The organism is Enterobacter sp. BNK-13 (genome assembly GCF_048685015.1).
Classification (GTDB): Bacteria; Pseudomonadota; Gammaproteobacteria; order Enterobacterales; family Enterobacteriaceae; genus Enterobacter; species Enterobacter quasiroggenkampii.
In genome coordinates this window covers 935759-954528 of sequence record NZ_JBLQTP010000001.1, presented here as the reverse complement: position 1 = coordinate 954528, position 18770 = coordinate 935759, and the positions used below count along the sequence as shown (strand labels likewise).

The window sequence follows — 18770 nt, the reverse complement described above, 5'->3', positions numbered from 1 at the left end:
TTTCCCCGGGGCGAGTTGAATTAAGTACGTAGTGTAGCCGCAAAATCCAGCATGCGGTTAAGCGGAATTAACGCGCCTTCACGCAGGGCGGCATCCACATGGATTTCATGCGCCGCACCACCGGTTTCTAACCCTTCGGCAATCGCTTTCAGGCCATTCATCGCCATCCAGGGACAATGCGCGCAGCTGCGGCACGTTGCGCCCTCGCCCGCCGTTGGTGCTTCAAGAAGCTCTTTCTCCGGCACGGCCTGCTGCATCTTATAGAAGATACCGCGATCGGTCGCGACAATGAGCTGCTTGTGAGGCAACGTCCTGGCCGCGTTGATAAGCTGGCTGGTTGAGCCCACGGCATCCGCCATGTCGACAATTGACTGCGGTGACTCGGGGTGAACAAGAATGGCGGCGTCAGGATAAAGCGCCTTCATGCGCGCCAGCGCCTGAGTTTTGAATTCATCGTGCACAATGCAGGCACCCTGCCAGCAAAGGACATCAGCCCCCGTCTGCTTCTGAACATAATTGCCGAGATGACGATCAGGCGCCCAGATAATTTTTTCCCCCAGGCTGTCCAGATGTTCAATCAGCTCAACGGCGATGCTCGACGTGACCACCCAGTCAGCCCGCGCTTTTACCGCCGCAGAGGTGTTAGCGTAGACCACCACGGTCCGGTCAGGATGAGCGTCACAGAAGGCCGTGAATTCGTCAATCGGACAGCCCAGATCCAGGGAACACTCCGCGTTAAGCGTGGGCATCAGAATGGTTTTTTCCGGGCTCAGAATCTTTGCCGTCTCGCCCATAAAACGCACGCCGGCAACCAGCAGCGTGGAAGCGGGATGTCGTGCACCGAAGCGCGCCATCTCCAGTGAGTCAGAAATGCAGCCGCCGGTCTCTTCCGCCAGCTGCTGAATTTCCGGGTCGGTGTAGTAATGGGCCACCATTACCGCATCGCGCTCTTTAAGAAGACGTTTGATCTTCTCGCGGTAGAATTGCTTTTCATCCTGGCTCAGCGGGACAGGCTTTGGCGGAAACGGATAGATTGCGGCTTCAGGATCAAACATCACACTCATTATGGCTTCTCGTTTTACGGGCTTAACAATATTGCCTTTCATTTGCCTGACATAGCAAAACGCGTGGCAATTGTGTTTTGTATACTAAACAAGATAGCGAATCTGGCGTGAAAAGTCACCGGGAATAGATGGGCGGAGCATTTGTTGTACCGCAGATAGCAAAAAGGCGCCTTTAGGGCGCCTTTCTACACTGGTGGGTCGTGCAGGATTCGAACCTGCGACCAATTGATTAAAAGTCAACTGCTCTACCAACTGAGCTAACGACCCCTTGCGGGATTTTTTTCTTCGAAGTGGTGGGTCGTGCAGGATTCGAACCTGCGACCAATTGATTAAAAGTCAACTGCTCTACCAACTGAGCTAACGACCCATTCGGGTGCTGACTTCGAAGATTTTTACTCGGTACCACTTTAAAGTGGTGGGTCGTGCAGGATTCGAACCTGCGACCAATTGATTAAAAGTCAACTGCTCTACCAACTGAGCTAACGACCCGAGTGGTGGGTGATGACGGGCTCGAACCGCCGACCCCCTCCGTGTAAAGGAGATGCTCTACCAACTGAGCTAATCACCCACTCTGTACTGCCGAAACTGCGTTAAGTGGTGGGTCGTGCAGGATGACTCGGCTTCGCCTCGCCCTACGGGCCGTTGCTGACGCAACGTTATCCTTCACGTTTTACTACTACTTCCACCTGACTTAGTGGTGGGTCGTGCAGGATTCGAACCTGCGACCAATTGATTAAAAGTCAACTGCTCTACCAACTGAGCTAACGACCCACTTTTATGCTGCTTTCACGTTGTTTGATATCCCGTGGCAACGGCGGCATATATTACTGATTTAAGAATTCTGCGCAACAAAAATTTCGATGAAGATCACTTAACTGCTTAGTAATCATGCTGCACGACCAGAAATAACGCGATTTCTGGTCATGCGATAATCATCCCATCGAATTCAGACGTTTTTGCGCCTGCTTAGCACCTTCGGTACCCGGGAATTTTGCAACCACCTGCTGATAAACCGCTTTGGCTTTCGCGGTGTCGCCTTTGTCCTGCATGATCACGCCAACCTTATACATCGCATCTGGCGCTTTCGGCGATTTTGGGTAATTTTTCACCACTGAGGCAAAATAAAACGCCGCATCGTCCTTTTTACCCTTGTTGTAATTCAACTGACCGAGCCAGTAATTGGCATTTGGCTGATAAGTGGAATCAGGGTATTTCTTAACAAAGCTCTGAAACGCAGCAATCGCGTCATCCTGACGAGATTGATCCTGCACCAGGGCAATGGCCGCATTGTAGTCCGTATTCGCGTCACCGCTCTGTACAGGCGCACCTGTTGAAGCTGACGTATCAGCAGATGGCGCTGGCGTAGACGTCGCCGCACCGCTCTGATCGCCTGCGGCTGGCTGTGCTGCTGCACCACCACCACTGCTCAGGCTATCGATCTGCAACAAGATTTGCTTCTGACGTTCCACAACCTGGTTAAGCTGATACTGGCTTTCCTGAATCTGACCGCGGAGAGAGTCAATATCATTCTGGTTATCGGAAAGTTGTTGCTGGAGTTGGGTTAAAAGCTGGCTGTGAGCGTTAGAAATACGCTCGAGTTGAGTGACCCGGTCTTCTACCGAGCCTGAGCCGACACTACTGATTGGTGCCTGAGCAAAAGCGGCCCAGGGGGCCGCTATTCCAACCAGTAACGACAGACTCAACAGATGATGTCTGAAGTTACTGCTCATGCAATTCTCTTAGTAAACCAGTACGGCACGACGGTTTTTGGAGTAAGCCGCTTCGTCGTGACCCAGTACTGCAGGTTTTTCTTTACCGTAAGAAACGATGGAGATCTGGTCAGCAGAAACGCCTTTACCCTGCAGGTACATTTTAACAGCGTTAGCACGACGTTCACCCAGGGAGATGTTGTACTCTGGAGTACCACGTTCGTCCGCGTGACCTTCTACGGTGACTTTGTAAGATGGGTTGCTACGCAGGAAGTTAGCGTGCGCATCCAGCATCGCAGCGAAGTCAGAACGGATGTCGTATTTATCCAGATCGAAGTAAACGATGTTGTTCTGCTGCAGCTGCTGCATCTGAAGACGCGCCTGCTCTTCAGAAGACATGTTGCCATTGCCGTTCGCGTCCATACCGGTGCCGGCACCCATCATGCCTTCGCCGCTCTGGTCATTGCTGGCGTTCTTGTTAGAAGAACACGCTGCGATTGCCATTACAGGCAGAGCGATCATCAGCCCCTTCAGCACTTTGTTCAGTTGCATTTCTATGATTCCTTTAGTAATCAATTAATTATTATTTACAGATACGGCGACCAGGCAGGTGATTTTACCTGTCCATCAGTAGCCGGAATACGCGCTTTGAAACGCCCATCTGTAGAAACCAGATTCAGCACAGATCCCATCCCCTGAGAAGAGCTGTAGATTACCATCGTGCCGTTAGGTGCCAGACTTGGCGTTTCATCCAGGAACGTTGACGACAGAACTTGAACGCCACCCGCTACCAGATCTTGTTTGGCAATGTGCTGCTGCCCACCGTTAGAGCTGACCATTACCATAAATTTACCGTCGCTGCTCACGTCTGAGTTCTGGTTCTGTGAACCTTCCCAGGTAATACGCTGCGGAGCACCGCCGTTGATGTTGACTTTATAGATTTGTGGACGGCCGGCCTGGTCAGAGGTAAACGCCAGGTTTTGACTGTCCGGGAACCATGAAGGTTCGGTGTTGTTGCTACGACCATCGGTCACCTGACGGATCTGGCCAGAGCCAATGTCCATCACGTACAGGTTCAGGCTACCGGTTTTAGACAACGCAAACGCCAGTTTAGAGCCGTCTGGAGAGAACGAAGGCGCACCGTTGTGACGTGGGAAAGACGCCACCTGACGAACCGCACCGTTTGCCAGCGTCTGGATAACCAGCGCAGAACGGCCGCTTTCGAAGGTGACATACGCCAGCTTAGAACCGTCCGGAGACCAGGCTGGAGACATCAGTGGCTGTGAAGAGCGTTTCACCAGGAACTGGTTGTAGCCATCGTAATCAGATACGCGCAGCTCATACGGGAATTGACCACCGTTGGTCTGCACCACGTACGCGATACGGGTACGGAACGCACCTTTAATGCCGGTCAGTTTTTCAAATACCGCATCGCTGGCAGCGTGTGCCGCGTAGCGCAGGTACTGCTTAGTGACCTTGTAAGAATTCTGGGCCAGAACGGTACCTGGTGCACCGCCGGTATCCACCAGCTGCCAGGCCACGTTGTATGAACCGTCTGGATTAGGGGTAACCTGACCCACAACCACGGCATCAATACCCAGTGCAGACCATGCTGCAGGCTGTACTTCCTGCGCGCTACCCGGCTGCTGAGGCAGACGAGAACGATCTAACGGGTTGAATTTACCGCTGTTACGCAGGTCAGCCGCCACGATGCCACCGGCATCTTCAGGTGCAGCGCCAGGACCGGCCCACTGGAACGGAACAACACCGATTGGGCGTGCCGAGTCCACCCCCTGGGTGATCTCGATACGTACTTCTGCGTGCAGTACTGCTGCCCACAGCATTAAAAAACTAAATGCTACACGTAATGCCTGCTTCATCATATCTCCCTTATCCGGGTAACCTTACCCACGATAATTTAGCAGAATGTTAACAAACTCAAATAGACAAAACTACCCGAACCCTGTGACTAAACCTGGTCTATTTTTCCCCGTTTGCACGGGAAAATGTAACTTAAGGTTTGAAGTCCAGCGGCGCATTTTTGAAGACTTCGTAGACTGCCTGCGAAGGCGGTTTAGGCATCTTCGCCTGACGCGCTGCAGCCAGGGCCGCAGTACATAAAGCCGGGTCGCCACCTTCAGACTTAATATCCAGCAGCATGCCATCCGGAGCCAGTTTTATACGTAACGTACACGTTTTACCGGTATAGGAAGACGCATCATAGAATCGGCTTTCAATAGCGGATTTAATCTGCGCGGCATAACCGTTGATTTCAGCCCCTGTCGCACCGTTACTCTTAGTGTTACCACTTCCGGTCGGCGCTGCGTTGTTTCCTTTCGCCCCACCGCCCGTTTTCGGCGCATTCTTACCGGAGCTCAAATCGCCCAGCAGATCGTCAACCCCTGCGGCAGCAGCGGCTTTTTCAGCGGCGGCAGCCTTTTTAGCAGCCGCTTTTTCAGCTGCTGCTTTCTTATCGGCAGCGGCCTTCTCAGCTGCAGCTTTTTTGTCAGCAGCGGCTTTTTCGGCGGCTGCCGCTTTTTCTGCCGCGGCTTTTTCTGCTGCTGCTTTCTCGGCAGCAGCCGCTTTCTTCGCTGCCTCGGCAGCAGCTTTCTTCTCTGCTTCCTGAGCGGCCTTCTTCGCGGCTTCCGCTTCTGCTTTCTTCTGAGCATCAGCTGCGGCTTTCTTAGCGGCTTCGGCTTCCGCTTTCTTCTGAGCATCAGCGGCGGCTTTCTTCGCGGCTTCGGCTTCCGCTTTCTTCTGGGCATCAGCAGCCGCTTTCTTCGCCGCTTCTGCCGCTAATTTCGCCTGGGCATCAGCCTGTGCTTTCGCGTCCGCTGCGGCTTTTGCTGCCGCCTCTTCCGCCTGCTTTTGCTGTTCCTGTGCTTTTTTCGCGGCCTCTTCGGCTTGTTTCTGCTGTTCTGCCTGCGCTTTCGCGGCTTCCTGCGCCTGCAAACGTTCTTTCTCAAGCTGCTTCAGACGCTCCTGCTCTGCGGCCTGCTTTTCACGCAGTTCTTCCGCTTGCTGTTGCGCCTGTTTTTCACGCTGCTCTTCAGCCCGTTTTGCACTCGCCTTCTGTTGTTGTTGGCGATTATAGTTCTGTACTACCGCACCGGGATCCACCATCACGGCGTCAATGGAAGACCCTCCACCGCCGCCGGCTGATGCATCAATATGCTCGTCGAACGAACTCCAGATCAGCGCTGCAAAAAGAATAACGTGCAGCACTGCGGAGACGATTATCGCTCGCTTAAGCTTGTCGTTCTGTTCGGTTGCCTTTGACACTATCGGTTCCCAAAAACTACGCGGATGATCAAATAGGTTGGGTCATTAAGCCAACTGACTTAACACCCGCACTATGTAGCAAGTTCAGCGCTTTAATAATTTCATCGTAGGGTACGTCTTTCGCGCCACCGATTAAGAAGACCGTTTTCGGATTTGACTCCAGGCGACGCTGCGCTTCGGCAATAACCTGCTCAGGTGGCAGCTGATCCATACGATCCTTCTCTACCACGACGCTGTATTGCCCTACGCCGGAAACCTCAATGATAACCGGAGGATCGTCATTGGTGCTCACCGCCTGTGATTCTGTCGCATCCGGCAGATCCACTTCCACGCTCTGGGTAATGATTGGCGCTGTTGCCATGAAGATCAGCAGCAGTACCAGCAGGACGTCCAGCAGTGGAACGATATTGATTTCGGACTTGAGCTCGCGACGACCTCGTCCACGCGATCTGGCCATGGTTTACCCCTTGTTGCTCTCGGTGCTGGTAAACGCCTGACGGTGCAGAATCGCAGTGAACTCTTCCATAAAGTTGTCGTAGTTCAGTTCCAGTTTGTTCACGCGCTGGTTCAGACGGTTATAGGCCATAACTGCCGGAATTGCCGCAAACAGACCGATAGCGGTCGCAATCAGTGCTTCAGCGATACCCGGTGCAACCATCTGCAACGTCGCCTGCTTCACCGCGCCCAGCGCGATAAAGGCGTGCATGATCCCCCACACGGTACCAAACAGACCGATATACGGGCTGATGGAACCGACAGTACCGAGGAAAGGAATATGCGTTTCAAGGTTTTCCAGCTCGCGGTTCATCGAGATGCGCATCGCACGCGAGGCACCTTCCACCACCGCTTCCGGCGCATGATTGTTTGCACGATGCAGACGGGCGAACTCTTTGAAACCGCTATAGAAAATTTGCTCGGAGCCGGTCAGGTTTTCACGGCGCCCCTGGCTCTCCTGGTACAGACGAGAAAGCTCAATGCCCGACCAGAACTTATCTTCAAACGCTTCAGCTTCACGGCCGGCGGCATTGAGGATACGCGTTCTCTGGATGATGATGGCCCAGGATGCGATTGAAAAACCAATCAAAATCAACATGATAAGTTTAACCAGAAGGCTTGCCTTCAGGAACAAATCAAGGATATTCATGTCAGTCACTGCTTAAACTCCGCGACAATAGACTTAGGAAGCGCACGAGGCTTCATTATGGTTGGATCAACACAAACAATCAGTACTTCAGCTGAGTTCAGTACGGTGTTCTCTGCGTTGACTATCCGCTGCGTGAAAACCAGTGAGGTTCCGCGCATTGATGTAATTTCAGTTTGGACTTCGAGCATATCGTCGAGTCTGGCAGGCGCAAAATACTCAAGCGTCATCTTGCGTACCACGAAGGCAACTCGCTCAGCCAACAGCACCTGTTGACTAAAGTGATGATGGCGCAGCATCTCTGTGCGTGCCCGTTCATAAAAAGCAACGTAGCTGGCGTGGTAAACCACACCACCGGCATCGGTATCTTCGTAATAGACACGAACCGGCCATCGAAACAGCGTTGTATTCACTTTACATCCCAGTAATGCAACAAAAGTTAGAGCTTTTAAACTTCGCTACTATACGCGCGGGAAAGATGGTTTGGAATGGGGGAAAGTAAACGGAGAGTAAATTTTTATGGGCTCGGGTAAGCCCATAACGTTAACGGACATTTCTTATTCAGAAGAAGAAGAAAATCAAACCGGCGAGAAGCACCAGATCGGCAATCAGCGGGCAGAAAATTCCCTGCCAGTGAACGGCTTTCGGACGAAAGCCCACGCCGTGGATCACGCCTGCGCACACCGCCCACATGATGAGGAAGCCGTGCCAGATTTCAAGCTCGCTGGTTTTCGCTGCAAAGCGCGAAGGGTCCCAGAAGATACAACCTGCCAGCAGTAATGCCATCACTAAAGAAAGCGCCCGTAACGGGCGCTTGTCCATTACCGCGTAAAGTTTCGCGATAATATTCATCAGTGTTTTTCTTCACCCGCTTTGGTCGCTTCTACGTGCTCAAGCGCCAGGGCAGTGATGACACCAAATGCACAGGCAAGAAGCGTCCCTAAAATCCATGCGAAATACCACATATTCAGCTCCTTACTTAGTACATAGAGTGGGTGTTGCTTTCGATATGTTCTTTCGTGATACGACCGAACATTTTCCAGTAACACCAGATGGTGTAGGCCAGAACGATCGGAACGAACACGCATGCAACATACGTCATCAGGTTCAGCGTCATATGGCTGGACGTTGCATCCCACATAGTCAGGCTAGCATTCAGCATGGTGCTGGATGGCATGACGAATGGGAACATCGCAATACCCGCCGTCAGGATAATGCATGCCAGGGTCAGTGAAGAGAACACGAACGCCAGCGCGCCTTTTTCCAGACGAGACGTCAGCACGGTCAGCAGCGGCAGCAGCACGCCCAGCGCCGGGATCGCCCACAGCACAGGGGTATTGTTGAAGTTCACCAGCCATGCCCCCGCCTGACGCGCCACTTCTTTGGTCAGCGGGTTAGACGGTGCGGTGTGGTTGATCGCAGACGTCACCACGTAGCCATCAATACCGTACACCACCCACACACCAGCCAGCGCGAAGCAGACCAGCGTAACCAGCGCAGCAACCTGAGCCGTCGCGCGAGAACGCAGATGCAGCTCACCCACGGTACGCATCTGCAGATAGGTTGCGCCCTGAGTGATGATCATCGCCACGCTCACGACGCCGGCCAGCAGACCAAACGGATTCAGCAGCTGGAAGAAGTTACCGGTGTAGTAAAGACGCATGTATTCGTCCAGGTGGAACGGCACGCCCTGCAGCAGGTTACCGAACGCCACGCCAATCACCAGCGGTGGAACGAAGCTACCGATGAAGATGCCCCAGTCCCACATGTTACGCCAGCGGGTATCTTCAATCTTGGAACGGTAGTCGAAACCGACCGGACGGAAGAATAAAGAGGCCAGCACCAGAATCATCGCCACATAGAAACCGGAGAACGCAGCCGCGTAGACCATCGGCCAGGCAGCGAACAGCGCGCCGCCTGCGGTGATCAGCCACACCTGGTTACCGTCCCAGTGCGGGGCGATGGAGTTGATCATGATTCGACGCTCGGTGTCATTACGACCGAGGAAACGGGTGAGCATCCCCACCCCCATGTCGAAACCATCCGTGACGGCGAAACCGATCAGCAGAACGCCAACCAGCAGCCACCAGATAAAACGCAATACTTCATAATCGATCATTTGATGACTCCTGTCTTAGCGTGCCGGCTGAGTAGTCGCAGTGGACTGCTCGTAGTGATAGCGACCGGTTTTCAGGCTGCTTGGGCCAAGGCGCGCGAACTTGAACATCAGGAACAGTTCAGCCACCAGGAACAGGGTGTACAGACCACAAATCAGCAGCATGGAGAAGATCAGGTCGCCTGCGGTCAGGGACGAGTTCGCTACCGCCGTTGGCAGCACCTCACCGATCGCCCATGGCTGACGGCCATACTCCGCCACAAACCAGCCGGATTCAATTGCGATCCACGGCAGTGGAATACCGTACAGCGCAGTGCGCAGCAGCCATTTTTTCTCGCCGATACGGTTGCGAATCACGGACCAGAAGGACGCCGCAATGATCAGCAGCATGATGATGCCGCAGCCCACCATGATACGGAATGCGAAGTACAGTGGCGCAACGCGTGGAATCGAGTCTTTGGTTGCCATCTGGATCTGGGCTTCCGTCGCATCAGACACGTTCGGGGTATAACGCTTCAGCAGCAGACCGTAACCCAGATCTTTCTTCACATCGTTAAACTGGTCGCGAACGGCCTGGTCGGTAGAACCGGCACGCAGCTGTTCCAGCAGCGAGTAGGCTTTCATACCGTTACGGATACGCTCTTCGTGCTGCACCATCAGCTCTTTCAGACCCGTCACCTGCTTATCAACAGAACGGGTGGCGATAATACCCAGCGCGTAAGGGATCTGAATGGCGAAGCGGTTTTCCTGCGCGTCCTGATCGGGAATACCGAACAGCGTAAAGGCAGCAGGCGCCGGCTGGGTTTCCCATTCGGCTTCGATGGCGGCCAGTTTGGTTTTCTGCACGTCACCCATTTCGTAACCGGATTCATCACCCAGAACGATAACGGAGAGGATAGCAGCCATACCGAAGCTTGCAGCGATAGCAAAGGAGCGCTTAGCAAACGCGAAGTCACGACCGCGCAGCATATAGTAAGAACTGATGCCCAGTACAAACATAGCGCCGCACACATAGCCAGAAGCGACGGTGTGAACGAATTTAACCTGAGCAACCGGGTTCAGGACCAGCTCGGCAAAGCTGACCATCTCCATACGCATGGTTTCGAAGTTAAAATCAGACGCGATAGGGTTCTGCATCCAGCCGTTCGCGACCAGGATCCACAGCGCGGACAGGTTCGAACCTAATGCCACCAGCCAGGTCACCGCCATATGCTGGACTTTACCCAGACGGTCCCAACCGAAGAAGAACAGACCTACAAAGGTGGATTCGAGGAAGAATGCCATCAGACCTTCAATGGCCAGCGGCGCACCGAAGATATCCCCGACATAGTGGGAATAGTAAGACCAGTTAGTCCCGAACTGGAACTCCATGGTCAGACCGGTGGCCACGCCCAGTGCGAAGTTGATACCAAACAACTTGCCCCAGAACTTGGTCATATCTTTATAAATCTGTTTGCCGGAGAGAACGTATACCGTTTCCATGATGGCCAGCAGGAACGCCATACCGAGCGTCAGTGGCACAAACAGGAAGTGGTACATCGCGGTCAAGGCAAACTGTAAGCGCGACAGTTCGACTATATCTAACATTATGACTCCTTGCTCATCGCATGAAGACTCCGAGAGTGAACCCCGTCAAAGCGATCCACACGCATGCCCCAATACAAATTATTCGCATCCTTGTCGTCGTTATTACCCTGAAGGAGGATAAAAACGATGACGTGAGGTTACAAATACGTTAATAAAAAACTCAAATTGATCCCGCAAATATAATACGCTGCAAAACCCTTACAATAAACAGGTTTTTATAGAGTCACATTTACGTTTTTCGACGGTGATCAATTTATAGCAAAATTACCACTTTTCGGCCATTTTGATCGGGGACAATTTAGCGCTTTTCAGCACCTTTTTCCAAGGATTAAACATTGATTTAAATCAAAAAACAATCCGTTATGTTAATTGTGTTTTGATGTGGTGAACATGGTAAAAACCATGTTAAAGATATGTATATGAAATACAATTAAGGTTATCGAATCGAATGATGAATATAAACAGAAGTGATTTTTATTAACTCAGTAGCGCTTAATGACTGATTTATTCAGGACATAAATTTTAGTGCGTTTTTCATTTTTTTCCATCTGCCCTCTTAAAGGCAAATAAATAACAATTATTTTACTTTTGCATCCTCTGTAATTAACACCACTTTGTGACTATTGCATGACACCCGGCAGGCAATAAAAAAGGCCGCTTTACAGCGGCCAACCATGTCGAAACGGACATTTTTATACTGCAACGCCCCCCTTTCGGGGAGCAGAGAGGACTTACTTAATGATGGATTTCAGTGCTTCGCCGATATCCGCCAGGCTGCGAACGGTTTTCACGCCTGCGGCTTCCAGCGCTGCGAATTTCTCATCAGCCGTACCTTTACCACCGGCGATGATCGCGCCTGCGTGACCCATACGCTTGCCTTTCGGCGCAGTCACACCCGCGATGTAACCCACTACTGGCTTGGTCACGTGTTCTTTGATGTAAGCAGCCGCTTCTTCTTCCGCGCTACCACCGATCTCACCGATCATCACGATCGCTTCGGTCTGTGGATCTTCCTGGAACAGCTTCAGGATGTCGATGAAGTTAGAACCCGGGATTGGGTCACCGCCGATGCCCACGCAGGTGGACTGGCCGAAGCCGTAGTCGGTGGTCTGCTTAACCGCTTCATAGGTCAGGGTACCGGAACGGGACACGATGCCCACTTTACCCGGCTTGTGAATGTGGCCCGGCATGATGCCGATTTTGCATTCGCCCGGGGTGATAACGCCTGGGCAGTTCGGGCCGATCATACGCACGCCAGCTTCATCCAGCTTCACCTTCACGGTCAGCATATCCAGCGTCGGGATGCCTTCAGTGATGGTGATGATCAGTTTGATGCCTGCGTCGATCGCTTCCAGAATAGAGTCTTTGCAGAACGGCGCCGGAACGTAGATCACGGTCGCGGTTGCGCCCGTCGCTTCTACGGCTTCATGCACGGTGTTGAACACCGGCAGGCCCAGGTGGGTAGTGCCACCTTTACCTGGCGTTACGCCGCCAACCATCTGCGTGCCGTAGGCAATCGCCTGTTCGGAGTGGAAAGTCCCCTGGCTACCGGTGAAGCCCTGGCAGATAACCTTGGTATCTTTATTAATTAAAACTGACATTATTTCCCCTCCACTGCGGCAACAACCTGCTGAGCTGCATCCGTCAGACTTTTCGCTGCAATAATATTCAGGCCGCTGTCAGCCAGTTTTTTCGCGCCGAGTTCAGCGTTGTTACCTTCCAGACGCACAACCACCGGAACGTTAACACCTACTTCTTCTACCGCGCCGATGATACCGTCGGCGATCAGGTCACAACGGACAATACCGCCGAAGATGTTAACCAGAACGGCCTTCACGTTGTCGTCGGAGAGAATGATTTTGAACGCTTCGGTTACGCGCTCTTTGGTAGCGCCACCGCCCACGTCGAGGAAGTTTGCTGGCTCACCGCCGTGCAGCTTAACGATGTCCATGGTGCCCATTGCCAGGCCCGCACCGTTAACCATGCAGCCGATGTTACCGTCCAGCGCCACATAGTTCAGTTCCCACTGTGCCGCCTGCGCTTCACGCGGGTCTTCCTGAGACTGGTCGCGCATTTCGCGCAGATCCGGCTGGCGGAACAGCGCGTTGCCGTCAGCGCCCAGCTTGCCGTCGAGGCAGATCAGATCGCCCTGGGTCGTGATCACCAGCGGGTTGATCTCGATCAGCGCCAGATCGCGCTCCAGGAAGATGGTCGCCAGACCCATGAAGATCTTGGTGAACTGCTGAACCAGTTTACCTTCCAGACCCAGCTTGAACGCCAGCTCGCGACCCTGGTAAGGCATTGGGCCTGCCAGCGGATCGATAGCCACTTTGTGGATCAGGTGTGGGGTTTCTTCCGCCACTTTTTCGATTTCCACGCCGCCTTCGGTAGACGCCATGAACACCACGCGACGGGAGCTACGGTCAACCACCGCGCCCAGATAAAGTTCTTTCGCGATATCGGTCGCCGCTTCCACCAGGATCTGGTTAACCGGCTGGCCGTTCGCATCTGTCTGGTACGTTACCAGACGCTTGCCGAGCCAATGTTCAGCAAACGCACGAATCTCTTCTTTGCTCTTAACAACCTTCACACCGCCCGCTTTACCACGGCCACCAGCGTGAACCTGACACTTAACTACCCACGGGCCGGAACCGATTTTAGATGCGGCTTCTTCTGCTTCACGCGGGGTAGTACAGGCATAACCCACCGGAGCCGGTAAGCCATACCGGGCAAACAGCTGTTTGGCCTGATATTCATGTAAGTTCATGTGTTCTATCCATCCTTCAGGGTAATCGTTATCTTCAAACCTGTAGACCGGCGCAGCGTGTGCCGGTCCACGGGGCAGGTGATGCTAAATCGTGACTAGACGTCCAGCAGCAGACGCGTTGGATCTTCCAGCAGCTCTTTAATGGCAACCAGGAAGCCCACGGACTCGCGGCCGTCGATCAGGCGGTGGTCGTAAGAGAGCGCCAGGTACATCATCGGCAGGATCTCAACTTTACCGTCTACCGCCATCGGGCGATCTTTAATGGCATGCATACCCAGGATCGCGCTCTGCGGCGGGTTAATGATCGGGGTAGACATCAGCGAGCCGAATACGCCGCCGTTGGTAATGGTGAAGTTACCGCCGGTCAGATCGTCTACGGTCAGCTTGCCGTCGCGGCCTTTCACAGCCAGCTCTTTAATGTTTTTCTCGATGTCAGCCATACCCAGGGTATCCACATCACGCAGAACCGGGGTCACCAGGCCACGTGGGGTCGAAACCGCCATGCTGACGTCGAAGTAGTTGTGGTAAACCACGTCATCGCCATCGATGGACGCGTTCACTTCCGGGTAGCGTTTCAGCGCTTCAACCACCGCCTTCACGTAGAAGGACATAAAGCCCAGACGGATACCGTGACGTTTTTCAAACGCGTCACCGTACTGCTTACGCAGGTCCATGATTGGCTTCATGTTTACTTCGTTGAAGGTGGTCAGCATCGCGGTAGAGTTTTTCGCTTCCAGCAGACGCTCGGCCACGCGCTTACGCAGGCGGGTCATTGGCACGCGTTTTTCGCTGCGTGCGCCCAGCGCAGGCTGTGCAGCCGGTGCTGCCGCAGGGGCTTTCGCTTCTGCCTGAGCAGGCGCTTTCGCCAGGTGCTTGTCGATGTCTTCGCGGGTCAGACGACCGCCCACACCGGTACCTTTAATGGCTGCCGGGTCAAGGCTGTGTTCCGCCAGCAGGCGACGGATCGCCGGGCTGAGGGCGTCGTTAGACTGCTCTTCCAGAGAGGCCTGCTGGCGCTGCGCTGGCGTGGACGCTTTCTCTTCAGATTTCGCGCTGGACTCTTTGCCCGCGCTGTTGCCTTCACGCAGGCGACCCAGGATCTGACGAGAAGTCACGGTGGTACCTTCATCTTCCAGCACCGCGTCCAGAACGCCATCCGCCGAAGCCGGTACTTCCAGTACCACTTTGTCAGTTTCGATTTCTACCAGCACTTCATCGCGCTTAACGGCATCGCCTGGTTTTTTGTGCCAGGTAGCGACGGTCGCATCTGCTACAGATTCAGGCAGGTCGGGAACAAGAATATCTACGCTACTCATTATGTATCCTTTAATTAATCGACGTTCAGCGCGTCATTGACCAGATCTTGTTGCTGCTTCTGGTGAACGGACATATACCCTACCGCCGGAGAGGCGGAGGCCGGGCGACCTGCATAGCGCAGGGCTGACCCAAATGGAATCACTTCACGGAAATGATGCTGGCTGCAGTACCATGCGCCCTGGTTGAGCGGCTCTTCCTGGCACCAGACAAAATCATGAACGTGAGCGTACGGTTTCAGCGCTTCCTGCACCGCCTGGTGCGGGAACGGATAAAGCTGTTCGATACGCACGATGGCGACATCTTTCTGATCGTTCTTACGGCGCTGTTCCAGCAGGTCGTAATAAACCTTACCAGAACACATAACCACACGCTTCACGGCCTGCGGATCCAGCTCGTCAATTTCACCGATGGCTGGCAGGAAGGTACCGTTGGCCAGCTCTTCCAGGCTGGACACCGCCAGCGGGTGACGCAGCAGGGATTTCGGTGACATGACCACCAGCGGACGACGCATACCGCGCAGCGCCTGACGACGCAGCATGTGGTAGACCTGCGCCGGGGTCGACGGCACGCAAACCTGCATGTTCTGCTCGGCGCAGAGCTGCAGATAACGTTCCAGACGCGCGGAGGAGTGCTCCGGACCCTGGCCTTCATAGCCGTGCGGCAGCAGCATCACCAGACCACACATACGGCCCCACTTCTGCTCGCCGGAGGAGATGAACTGGTCGATAACCACCTGCGCACCGTTGGCGAAGTCGCCGAACTGCGCTTCCCAGATGGTCAGGGTGCGCGGTTCTGCCGTTGCGTAACCGTACTCGAAAGCCAGTACCGCTTCTTCAGACAGCACGGAGTCCCAGACCTTGAACTGGCCCTGACCGTTGTGCACGTGCTGCAGCGGGGTGTAGGTTGAACCGTTAGACTGGTTGTGAACGACCGCGTGACGGTGGAAGAAGGTCCCACGGCCCGCATCTTCACCGGACAGACGAACAGGAATGCCTTCGTCAACCAGCGTCGCGTAAGCCAGCGTTTCCGCACCGCCCCAGTCGAACAGCTTCTCACCTGCCGCCATGGCCTGACGGTCAGCATAAATTTTCGCTACGCGAGACTGCATCTCGATAGCGTCCGGCACGGTGCTGATGCGTTTAGCCAGCTCCTGCAGGCGCTTCATCTCCACCTTGTTCGGGTAGCTCTCATCCCACTCGTGGTTGAGGTACGGCGACCAGGTAAAGGAGTGCATGTTCATCGGGCGCAGCTCTTTCACTACACACTCACCCGCATCCAGTGCGTCGCGGTAAAGGTTGACCATTTCGGTCGCATCTTCCAGCGTCGCCACTTTGTCGCTCTCCAGCTTGTCAGCATAGATTTTGCGCGGGGTCGGGTGTTTTTTGATTTTCTGGTACATCAGCGGCTGGGTTGCACTTGGCTCATCCGCTTCGTTGTGGCCGTGACGGCGGTAGCAGAAGAGGTCAATGAACACATCGCGTTTGAAGGTGTTACGGAAGTCCAGCGCCAGACGGGTAACGAAAGCCACGGCTTCCGGGTCATCCGCGTTAACGTGGAAGATCGGCGCCTGCACCATCTTACCGATGTCGGTGCAGTACGGGGTAGAACGCGCGTCCAGCGGGTTAGAGGTGGTGAAGCCCACCTGGTTGTTGATTACGATGCGAACGGTACCGCCCACTTCATAACCACGCGCTTTCGACATGTTCAGGGTTTCCTGCACCACGCCCTGCCCTGTGACCGCCGCATCACCGTGGATGGTGATTGGCAGAACTTTATTGCTGCTCGGCTCGTCCAGACGATCCAGACGCGCGCGCACGGAACCGATAACCACCGGGCTGACGATTTCCAGGTGTGACGGGTTAAACGCCAGCGCCAGGTGAACCAGACCGCCTTCGGTTTCGATATCAGACGAGAAGCCCATGTGGTACTTCACGTCGCCGGTGCCGAGGTGTTCTTTATGTTTGCCCGCGAATTCGTCGAACAGGTCCTGCGGTTTTTTACCCAGCACGTTGACCAGTACGTTCAGACGACCACGGTGTGCCATGCCCAGCACCACTTCACGGGTGCCGCTCTTGCCAGCGTGACGAATCAGCTCTTTCAGCATCGGCACCAGGGCGTCACCGCCTTCCAGCGAGAAGCGTTTTGCGCCCGGGAACTTCGCGCCCAGATAGCGCTCAAGGCCTTCCGCTGCGGTCAGTTCGCTGAGGAAGCGTTTTTTCTCGTCAGCCGAGAAGGTCGCGTGGCCCGCCACGGATTCGATGCGCTGCTGGATCCAGCGCTTCTCTTCGGTAGAGGTAATGTGCATGTATTCCGCGCCGATGGAGCCGCAGTAGGTTTGCTTGAGCGCGTCAATCAGATCGCCCAGCTTCATCGTGTCTTTGCCGATGGCAAAGGAACCTACGTTAAAGCTTTCCTGGAAATCGGCCTCGGTCAGATCGTGATACGCCGGATCGAGATCGGCCACACGGTCTTGTTTCCACAGTCCCAGCGGATCGAGATTCGCATGCTGGTGACCACGGAAGCGATAAGCGTTGATAAGCTGCAGGACTTTAACCTGCTTCGCATTGGTGTCAGGGTCGGAAATCGCAGAAGAGTAACGTGAGGCATCCTTCGCCAGACGACGGAAATAATCACGTGTTTTGGAATGGAATTGATCCGGTTTGACCCCTGTACCAGGCAACTGCTGGAACATGGAACGCCAGTTTGCGTCCACTGAGTCAGGATCGGTTAAGAAGTCTTCATAGAGCTGTTCTATCCAGCTCTGGTTGGCACCAGAGAGGTAAGAAGAGTCCAGCCAGGCTTTCATTGCGCCGTTCTGCATCGTGATCCCTTAAGCATTTTTATGCTTACTTTCGCCGTAGAAACTACCACGCACACCACGTGTACGTGCCGGGGTTCACCTGCGAGCTCTTTGTGGCCCGCGAAGGAACCTTTAGAAACTGTCTAGACTTCAGGGCAGTTTTTAAAGGTTTCTGCATTTTGCCCGGTGGCGCTACGCTTACCGGGCCTACAGTTTCGTAGGCCGGATAAGCGCAGCGCCATCCGGCAAATTTACTTACGCACTGCGCTGCAGCAGCATCGACTTAATATGGCCGATGGCACGCGTCGGGTTCAGCCCCTTCGGACACACACTGACGCAGTTCATGATGCTATGGCAGCGGAATACGCTGAAAGCGTCACTCAGTCCTTCCAGACGGCTGTCGGTTTCGGTGTCGCGGCTATCGATCAGGAAGCGATAGGCAGCCAGCAGACCGGCCGGGCCGATAAACTTGTCCGGGTTCCACCAGAACGACGGGCAGGACGTAGAACAGCATGCGCAGAGAATACACTCGTACAGACCATCGAGTTTTTCACGCTGCTCAGGAGACTGTAAGTGCTCGCGAGCGGGTGGATTTTGCCCATTATTCAATAAGTAAGGCTTAATCTTCTCATATTGTGCATAGAATTGCCCCATGTCTACCACCAAATCACGCACGACCGGCAGGCCTGGCAGAGGACGGATAACAATTTTCTGACCAGGACGCTGCAACGCTGAAATTGGCGTGATGCAGGCCAGGCCATTTTTGCCGTTCATGTTCACACCGTCAGAGCCACACACCCCTTCACGGCAGGAGCGGCGGAACGACAGGGTTGGATCTTTTTCTTTCAGCTGGATTAAGGCATCCAGCAGCATCATGTCACGACCTTCTTCCGCTTCCAGCGTGTAATCCTGCATGCGCGGAGCGTCGTCTACATCCGGGTTATAACGATAAACTGAGAATTCGAGTTTCATTATCCTGTCTCCGCA

General features: G+C 54.1%; 17 protein-coding genes and 5 tRNA genes. All 22 read right to left on the bottom strand.

Going from position 1 to position 18770, the window contains the following annotated elements:
• Window positions 1-20 precede the first annotated feature (20 nt).
• The 22 genes from nadA to sdhB all read right to left on the bottom strand — a co-directional run bounded on the left by nadA (window position 21) and on the right by sdhB (window position 18755).
• Window positions 21-1064: a quinolinate synthase NadA gene (gene nadA / locus ACMGGQ_RS04515; protein ID WP_008501105.1), complete on the bottom strand. Its 1044-nt coding sequence runs from the start codon at window positions 1062-1064 to the stop codon at window positions 21-23.
• Window positions 1065-1255: 191 nt separating this feature from the next.
• Window positions 1256-1331: transfer RNA gene (locus tag ACMGGQ_RS04510), tRNA-Lys, on the bottom strand.
• Between the two features lie 24 nt (window positions 1332-1355).
• A tRNA-Lys gene (locus tag ACMGGQ_RS04505) sits at window positions 1356-1431 on the bottom strand.
• Window positions 1432-1477: 46 nt separating this feature from the next.
• Window positions 1478-1553, bottom strand: a tRNA-Lys gene (locus ACMGGQ_RS04500).
• A gap of 3 nt (window positions 1554-1556) precedes the next feature.
• Window positions 1557-1632: transfer RNA gene (locus ACMGGQ_RS04495), tRNA-Val, on the bottom strand.
• 127 nt (window positions 1633-1759) lie between these two features.
• Window positions 1760-1835 (bottom strand) — tRNA-Lys (locus ACMGGQ_RS04490).
• 161 nt (window positions 1836-1996) lie between these two features.
• A complete protein-coding gene (gene cpoB / locus ACMGGQ_RS04485) occupies window positions 1997-2794 on the bottom strand; it encodes a cell division protein CpoB (RefSeq protein WP_021241013.1) in 798 nt (265 codons plus the stop codon).
• Between the two features lie 9 nt (window positions 2795-2803).
• A complete protein-coding gene (gene pal / locus ACMGGQ_RS04480; protein WP_003858578.1) occupies window positions 2804-3325 on the bottom strand; it encodes a peptidoglycan-associated lipoprotein Pal in 522 nt (173 codons plus the stop codon).
• Between the two features lie 35 nt (window positions 3326-3360).
• Window positions 3361-4653: a Tol-Pal system beta propeller repeat protein TolB gene (gene tolB, locus ACMGGQ_RS04475; protein ID WP_008501103.1), complete on the bottom strand. Its 1293-nt coding sequence runs from the start codon at window positions 4651-4653 to the stop codon at window positions 3361-3363.
• Between the two features lie 133 nt (window positions 4654-4786).
• On the bottom strand, window positions 4787-6055 hold the full coding sequence (gene tolA / locus ACMGGQ_RS04470) for a cell envelope integrity protein TolA (protein WP_008501102.1): 1269 nt from the start codon (window positions 6053-6055) through the stop codon (window positions 4787-4789).
• A gap of 28 nt (window positions 6056-6083) precedes the next feature.
• Window positions 6084-6512 (bottom strand): colicin uptake protein TolR, encoded by a 429-nt coding sequence (gene tolR / locus ACMGGQ_RS04465; RefSeq protein WP_003858589.1) that lies wholly within the window; start codon window positions 6510-6512, stop codon window positions 6084-6086.
• A 3-nt stretch (window positions 6513-6515) separates the two neighbouring features.
• Window positions 6516-7208, bottom strand: coding sequence for a Tol-Pal system protein TolQ (gene tolQ, locus ACMGGQ_RS04460; protein ID WP_008501101.1), 693 nt, complete (start codon window positions 7206-7208; stop codon window positions 6516-6518).
• Window positions 7205-7609 carry a tol-pal system-associated acyl-CoA thioesterase gene (ybgC, locus tag ACMGGQ_RS04455; protein ID WP_003858593.1) on the bottom strand — a complete coding sequence of 135 codons (405 nt, stop codon included), beginning with the start codon at window positions 7607-7609 and terminating at the stop codon, window positions 7205-7207. The genes tolQ and ybgC overlap by 4 nt, the downstream gene beginning before the upstream one ends.
• 148 nt (window positions 7610-7757) lie before the next feature.
• A complete protein-coding gene (ybgE, locus tag ACMGGQ_RS04450) occupies window positions 7758-8048 on the bottom strand; it encodes a cyd operon protein YbgE (protein ID WP_008501100.1) in 291 nt (96 codons plus the stop codon).
• On the bottom strand, window positions 8048-8161 hold the full coding sequence (cydX, locus tag ACMGGQ_RS04445; RefSeq protein ID WP_003858598.1) for a cytochrome bd-I oxidase subunit CydX: 114 nt from the start codon (window positions 8159-8161) through the stop codon (window positions 8048-8050). Before cydX ends, ybgE begins: the two co-directional genes overlap by 1 nt.
• Before the next feature lie 14 nt (window positions 8162-8175).
• The gene (gene cydB, locus ACMGGQ_RS04440; protein ID WP_048226125.1) at window positions 8176-9315 is read right to left on the bottom strand and encodes a cytochrome d ubiquinol oxidase subunit II; all 1140 of its coding nucleotides are present in this window, start codon (window positions 9313-9315) and stop codon (window positions 8176-8178) included.
• A gap of 15 nt (window positions 9316-9330) precedes the next feature.
• The gene (gene cydA / locus ACMGGQ_RS04435) at window positions 9331-10899 is read right to left on the bottom strand and encodes a cytochrome ubiquinol oxidase subunit I (protein WP_008501098.1); all 1569 of its coding nucleotides are present in this window, start codon (window positions 10897-10899) and stop codon (window positions 9331-9333) included.
• Between the two features lie 731 nt (window positions 10900-11630).
• Entirely contained in the window at window positions 11631-12500 is an 870-nt protein-coding gene (gene sucD, locus ACMGGQ_RS04430) for a succinate--CoA ligase subunit alpha (protein ID WP_420289641.1), read from the bottom strand.
• Window positions 12500-13666, bottom strand: coding sequence for an ADP-forming succinate--CoA ligase subunit beta (gene sucC / locus ACMGGQ_RS04425; RefSeq protein ID WP_006809579.1), 1167 nt, complete (start codon window positions 13664-13666; stop codon window positions 12500-12502). Before sucC ends, sucD begins: the two co-directional genes overlap by 1 nt.
• Before the next feature lie 95 nt (window positions 13667-13761).
• On the bottom strand, window positions 13762-14982 hold the full coding sequence (gene odhB, locus ACMGGQ_RS04420) for a 2-oxoglutarate dehydrogenase complex dihydrolipoyllysine-residue succinyltransferase (RefSeq protein ID WP_008501093.1): 1221 nt from the start codon (window positions 14980-14982) through the stop codon (window positions 13762-13764).
• Window positions 14983-14996: 14 nt separating this feature from the next.
• Window positions 14997-17804 (bottom strand): 2-oxoglutarate dehydrogenase E1 component, encoded by a 2808-nt coding sequence (gene sucA, locus ACMGGQ_RS04415; RefSeq protein ID WP_008501092.1) that lies wholly within the window; start codon window positions 17802-17804, stop codon window positions 14997-14999.
• 234 nt (window positions 17805-18038) lie between these two features.
• Complete coding sequence (gene sdhB / locus ACMGGQ_RS04410) at window positions 18039-18755, bottom strand: succinate dehydrogenase iron-sulfur subunit SdhB (protein WP_008501090.1); 717 nt, start codon at window positions 18753-18755, stop codon at window positions 18039-18041.
• Window positions 18756-18770: the final 15 nt, after the last annotated feature.

What these genes read in the sequence shown, in the direction of transcription:
- nadA (WP_008501105.1), bottom strand. Translation starts at nt 1,064, where the DNA reads ATGAGTGTGATGTTTGATCCTGAAGCCGCAATCTATCCGTTTCCGCCA.
- cpoB (WP_021241013.1), bottom strand. Translation starts at nt 2,794, where the DNA reads ATGAGCAGTAACTTCAGACATCATCTGTTGAGTCTGTCGTTACTGGTT.
- pal (WP_003858578.1), bottom strand. Translation starts at nt 3,325, where the DNA reads ATGCAACTGAACAAAGTGCTGAAGGGGCTGATGATCGCTCTGCCTGTA.
- tolB (WP_008501103.1), bottom strand. Translation starts at nt 4,653, where the DNA reads ATGAAGCAGGCATTACGTGTAGCATTTAGTTTTTTAATGCTGTGGGCA.
- tolR (WP_003858589.1), bottom strand. Translation starts at nt 6,512, where the DNA reads ATGGCCAGATCGCGTGGACGAGGTCGTCGCGAGCTCAAGTCCGAAATC.
- ybgE (WP_008501100.1), bottom strand. Translation starts at nt 8,048, where the DNA reads ATGAATATTATCGCGAAACTTTACGCGGTAATGGACAAGCGCCCGTTA.
- cydX (WP_003858598.1), bottom strand. Translation starts at nt 8,161, where the DNA reads ATGTGGTATTTCGCATGGATTTTAGGGACGCTTCTTGCCTGTGCATTT.
- cydB (WP_048226125.1), bottom strand. Translation starts at nt 9,315, where the DNA reads ATGATCGATTATGAAGTATTGCGTTTTATCTGGTGGCTGCTGGTTGGC.
- cydA (WP_008501098.1), bottom strand. Translation starts at nt 10,899, where the DNA reads ATGTTAGATATAGTCGAACTGTCGCGCTTACAGTTTGCCTTGACCGCG.
- sucD (WP_420289641.1), bottom strand. Translation starts at nt 12,500, where the DNA reads ATGTCAGTTTTAATTAATAAAGATACCAAGGTTATCTGCCAGGGCTTC.
- sucC (WP_006809579.1), bottom strand. Translation starts at nt 13,666, where the DNA reads ATGAACTTACATGAATATCAGGCCAAACAGCTGTTTGCCCGGTATGGC.
- odhB (WP_008501093.1), bottom strand. Translation starts at nt 14,982, where the DNA reads ATGAGTAGCGTAGATATTCTTGTTCCCGACCTGCCTGAATCTGTAGCA.
- sucA (WP_008501092.1), bottom strand. Translation starts at nt 17,804, where the DNA reads ATGCAGAACGGCGCAATGAAAGCCTGGCTGGACTCTTCTTACCTCTCT.
- sdhB (WP_008501090.1), bottom strand. Translation starts at nt 18,755, where the DNA reads ATGAAACTCGAATTCTCAGTTTATCGTTATAACCCGGATGTAGACGAC.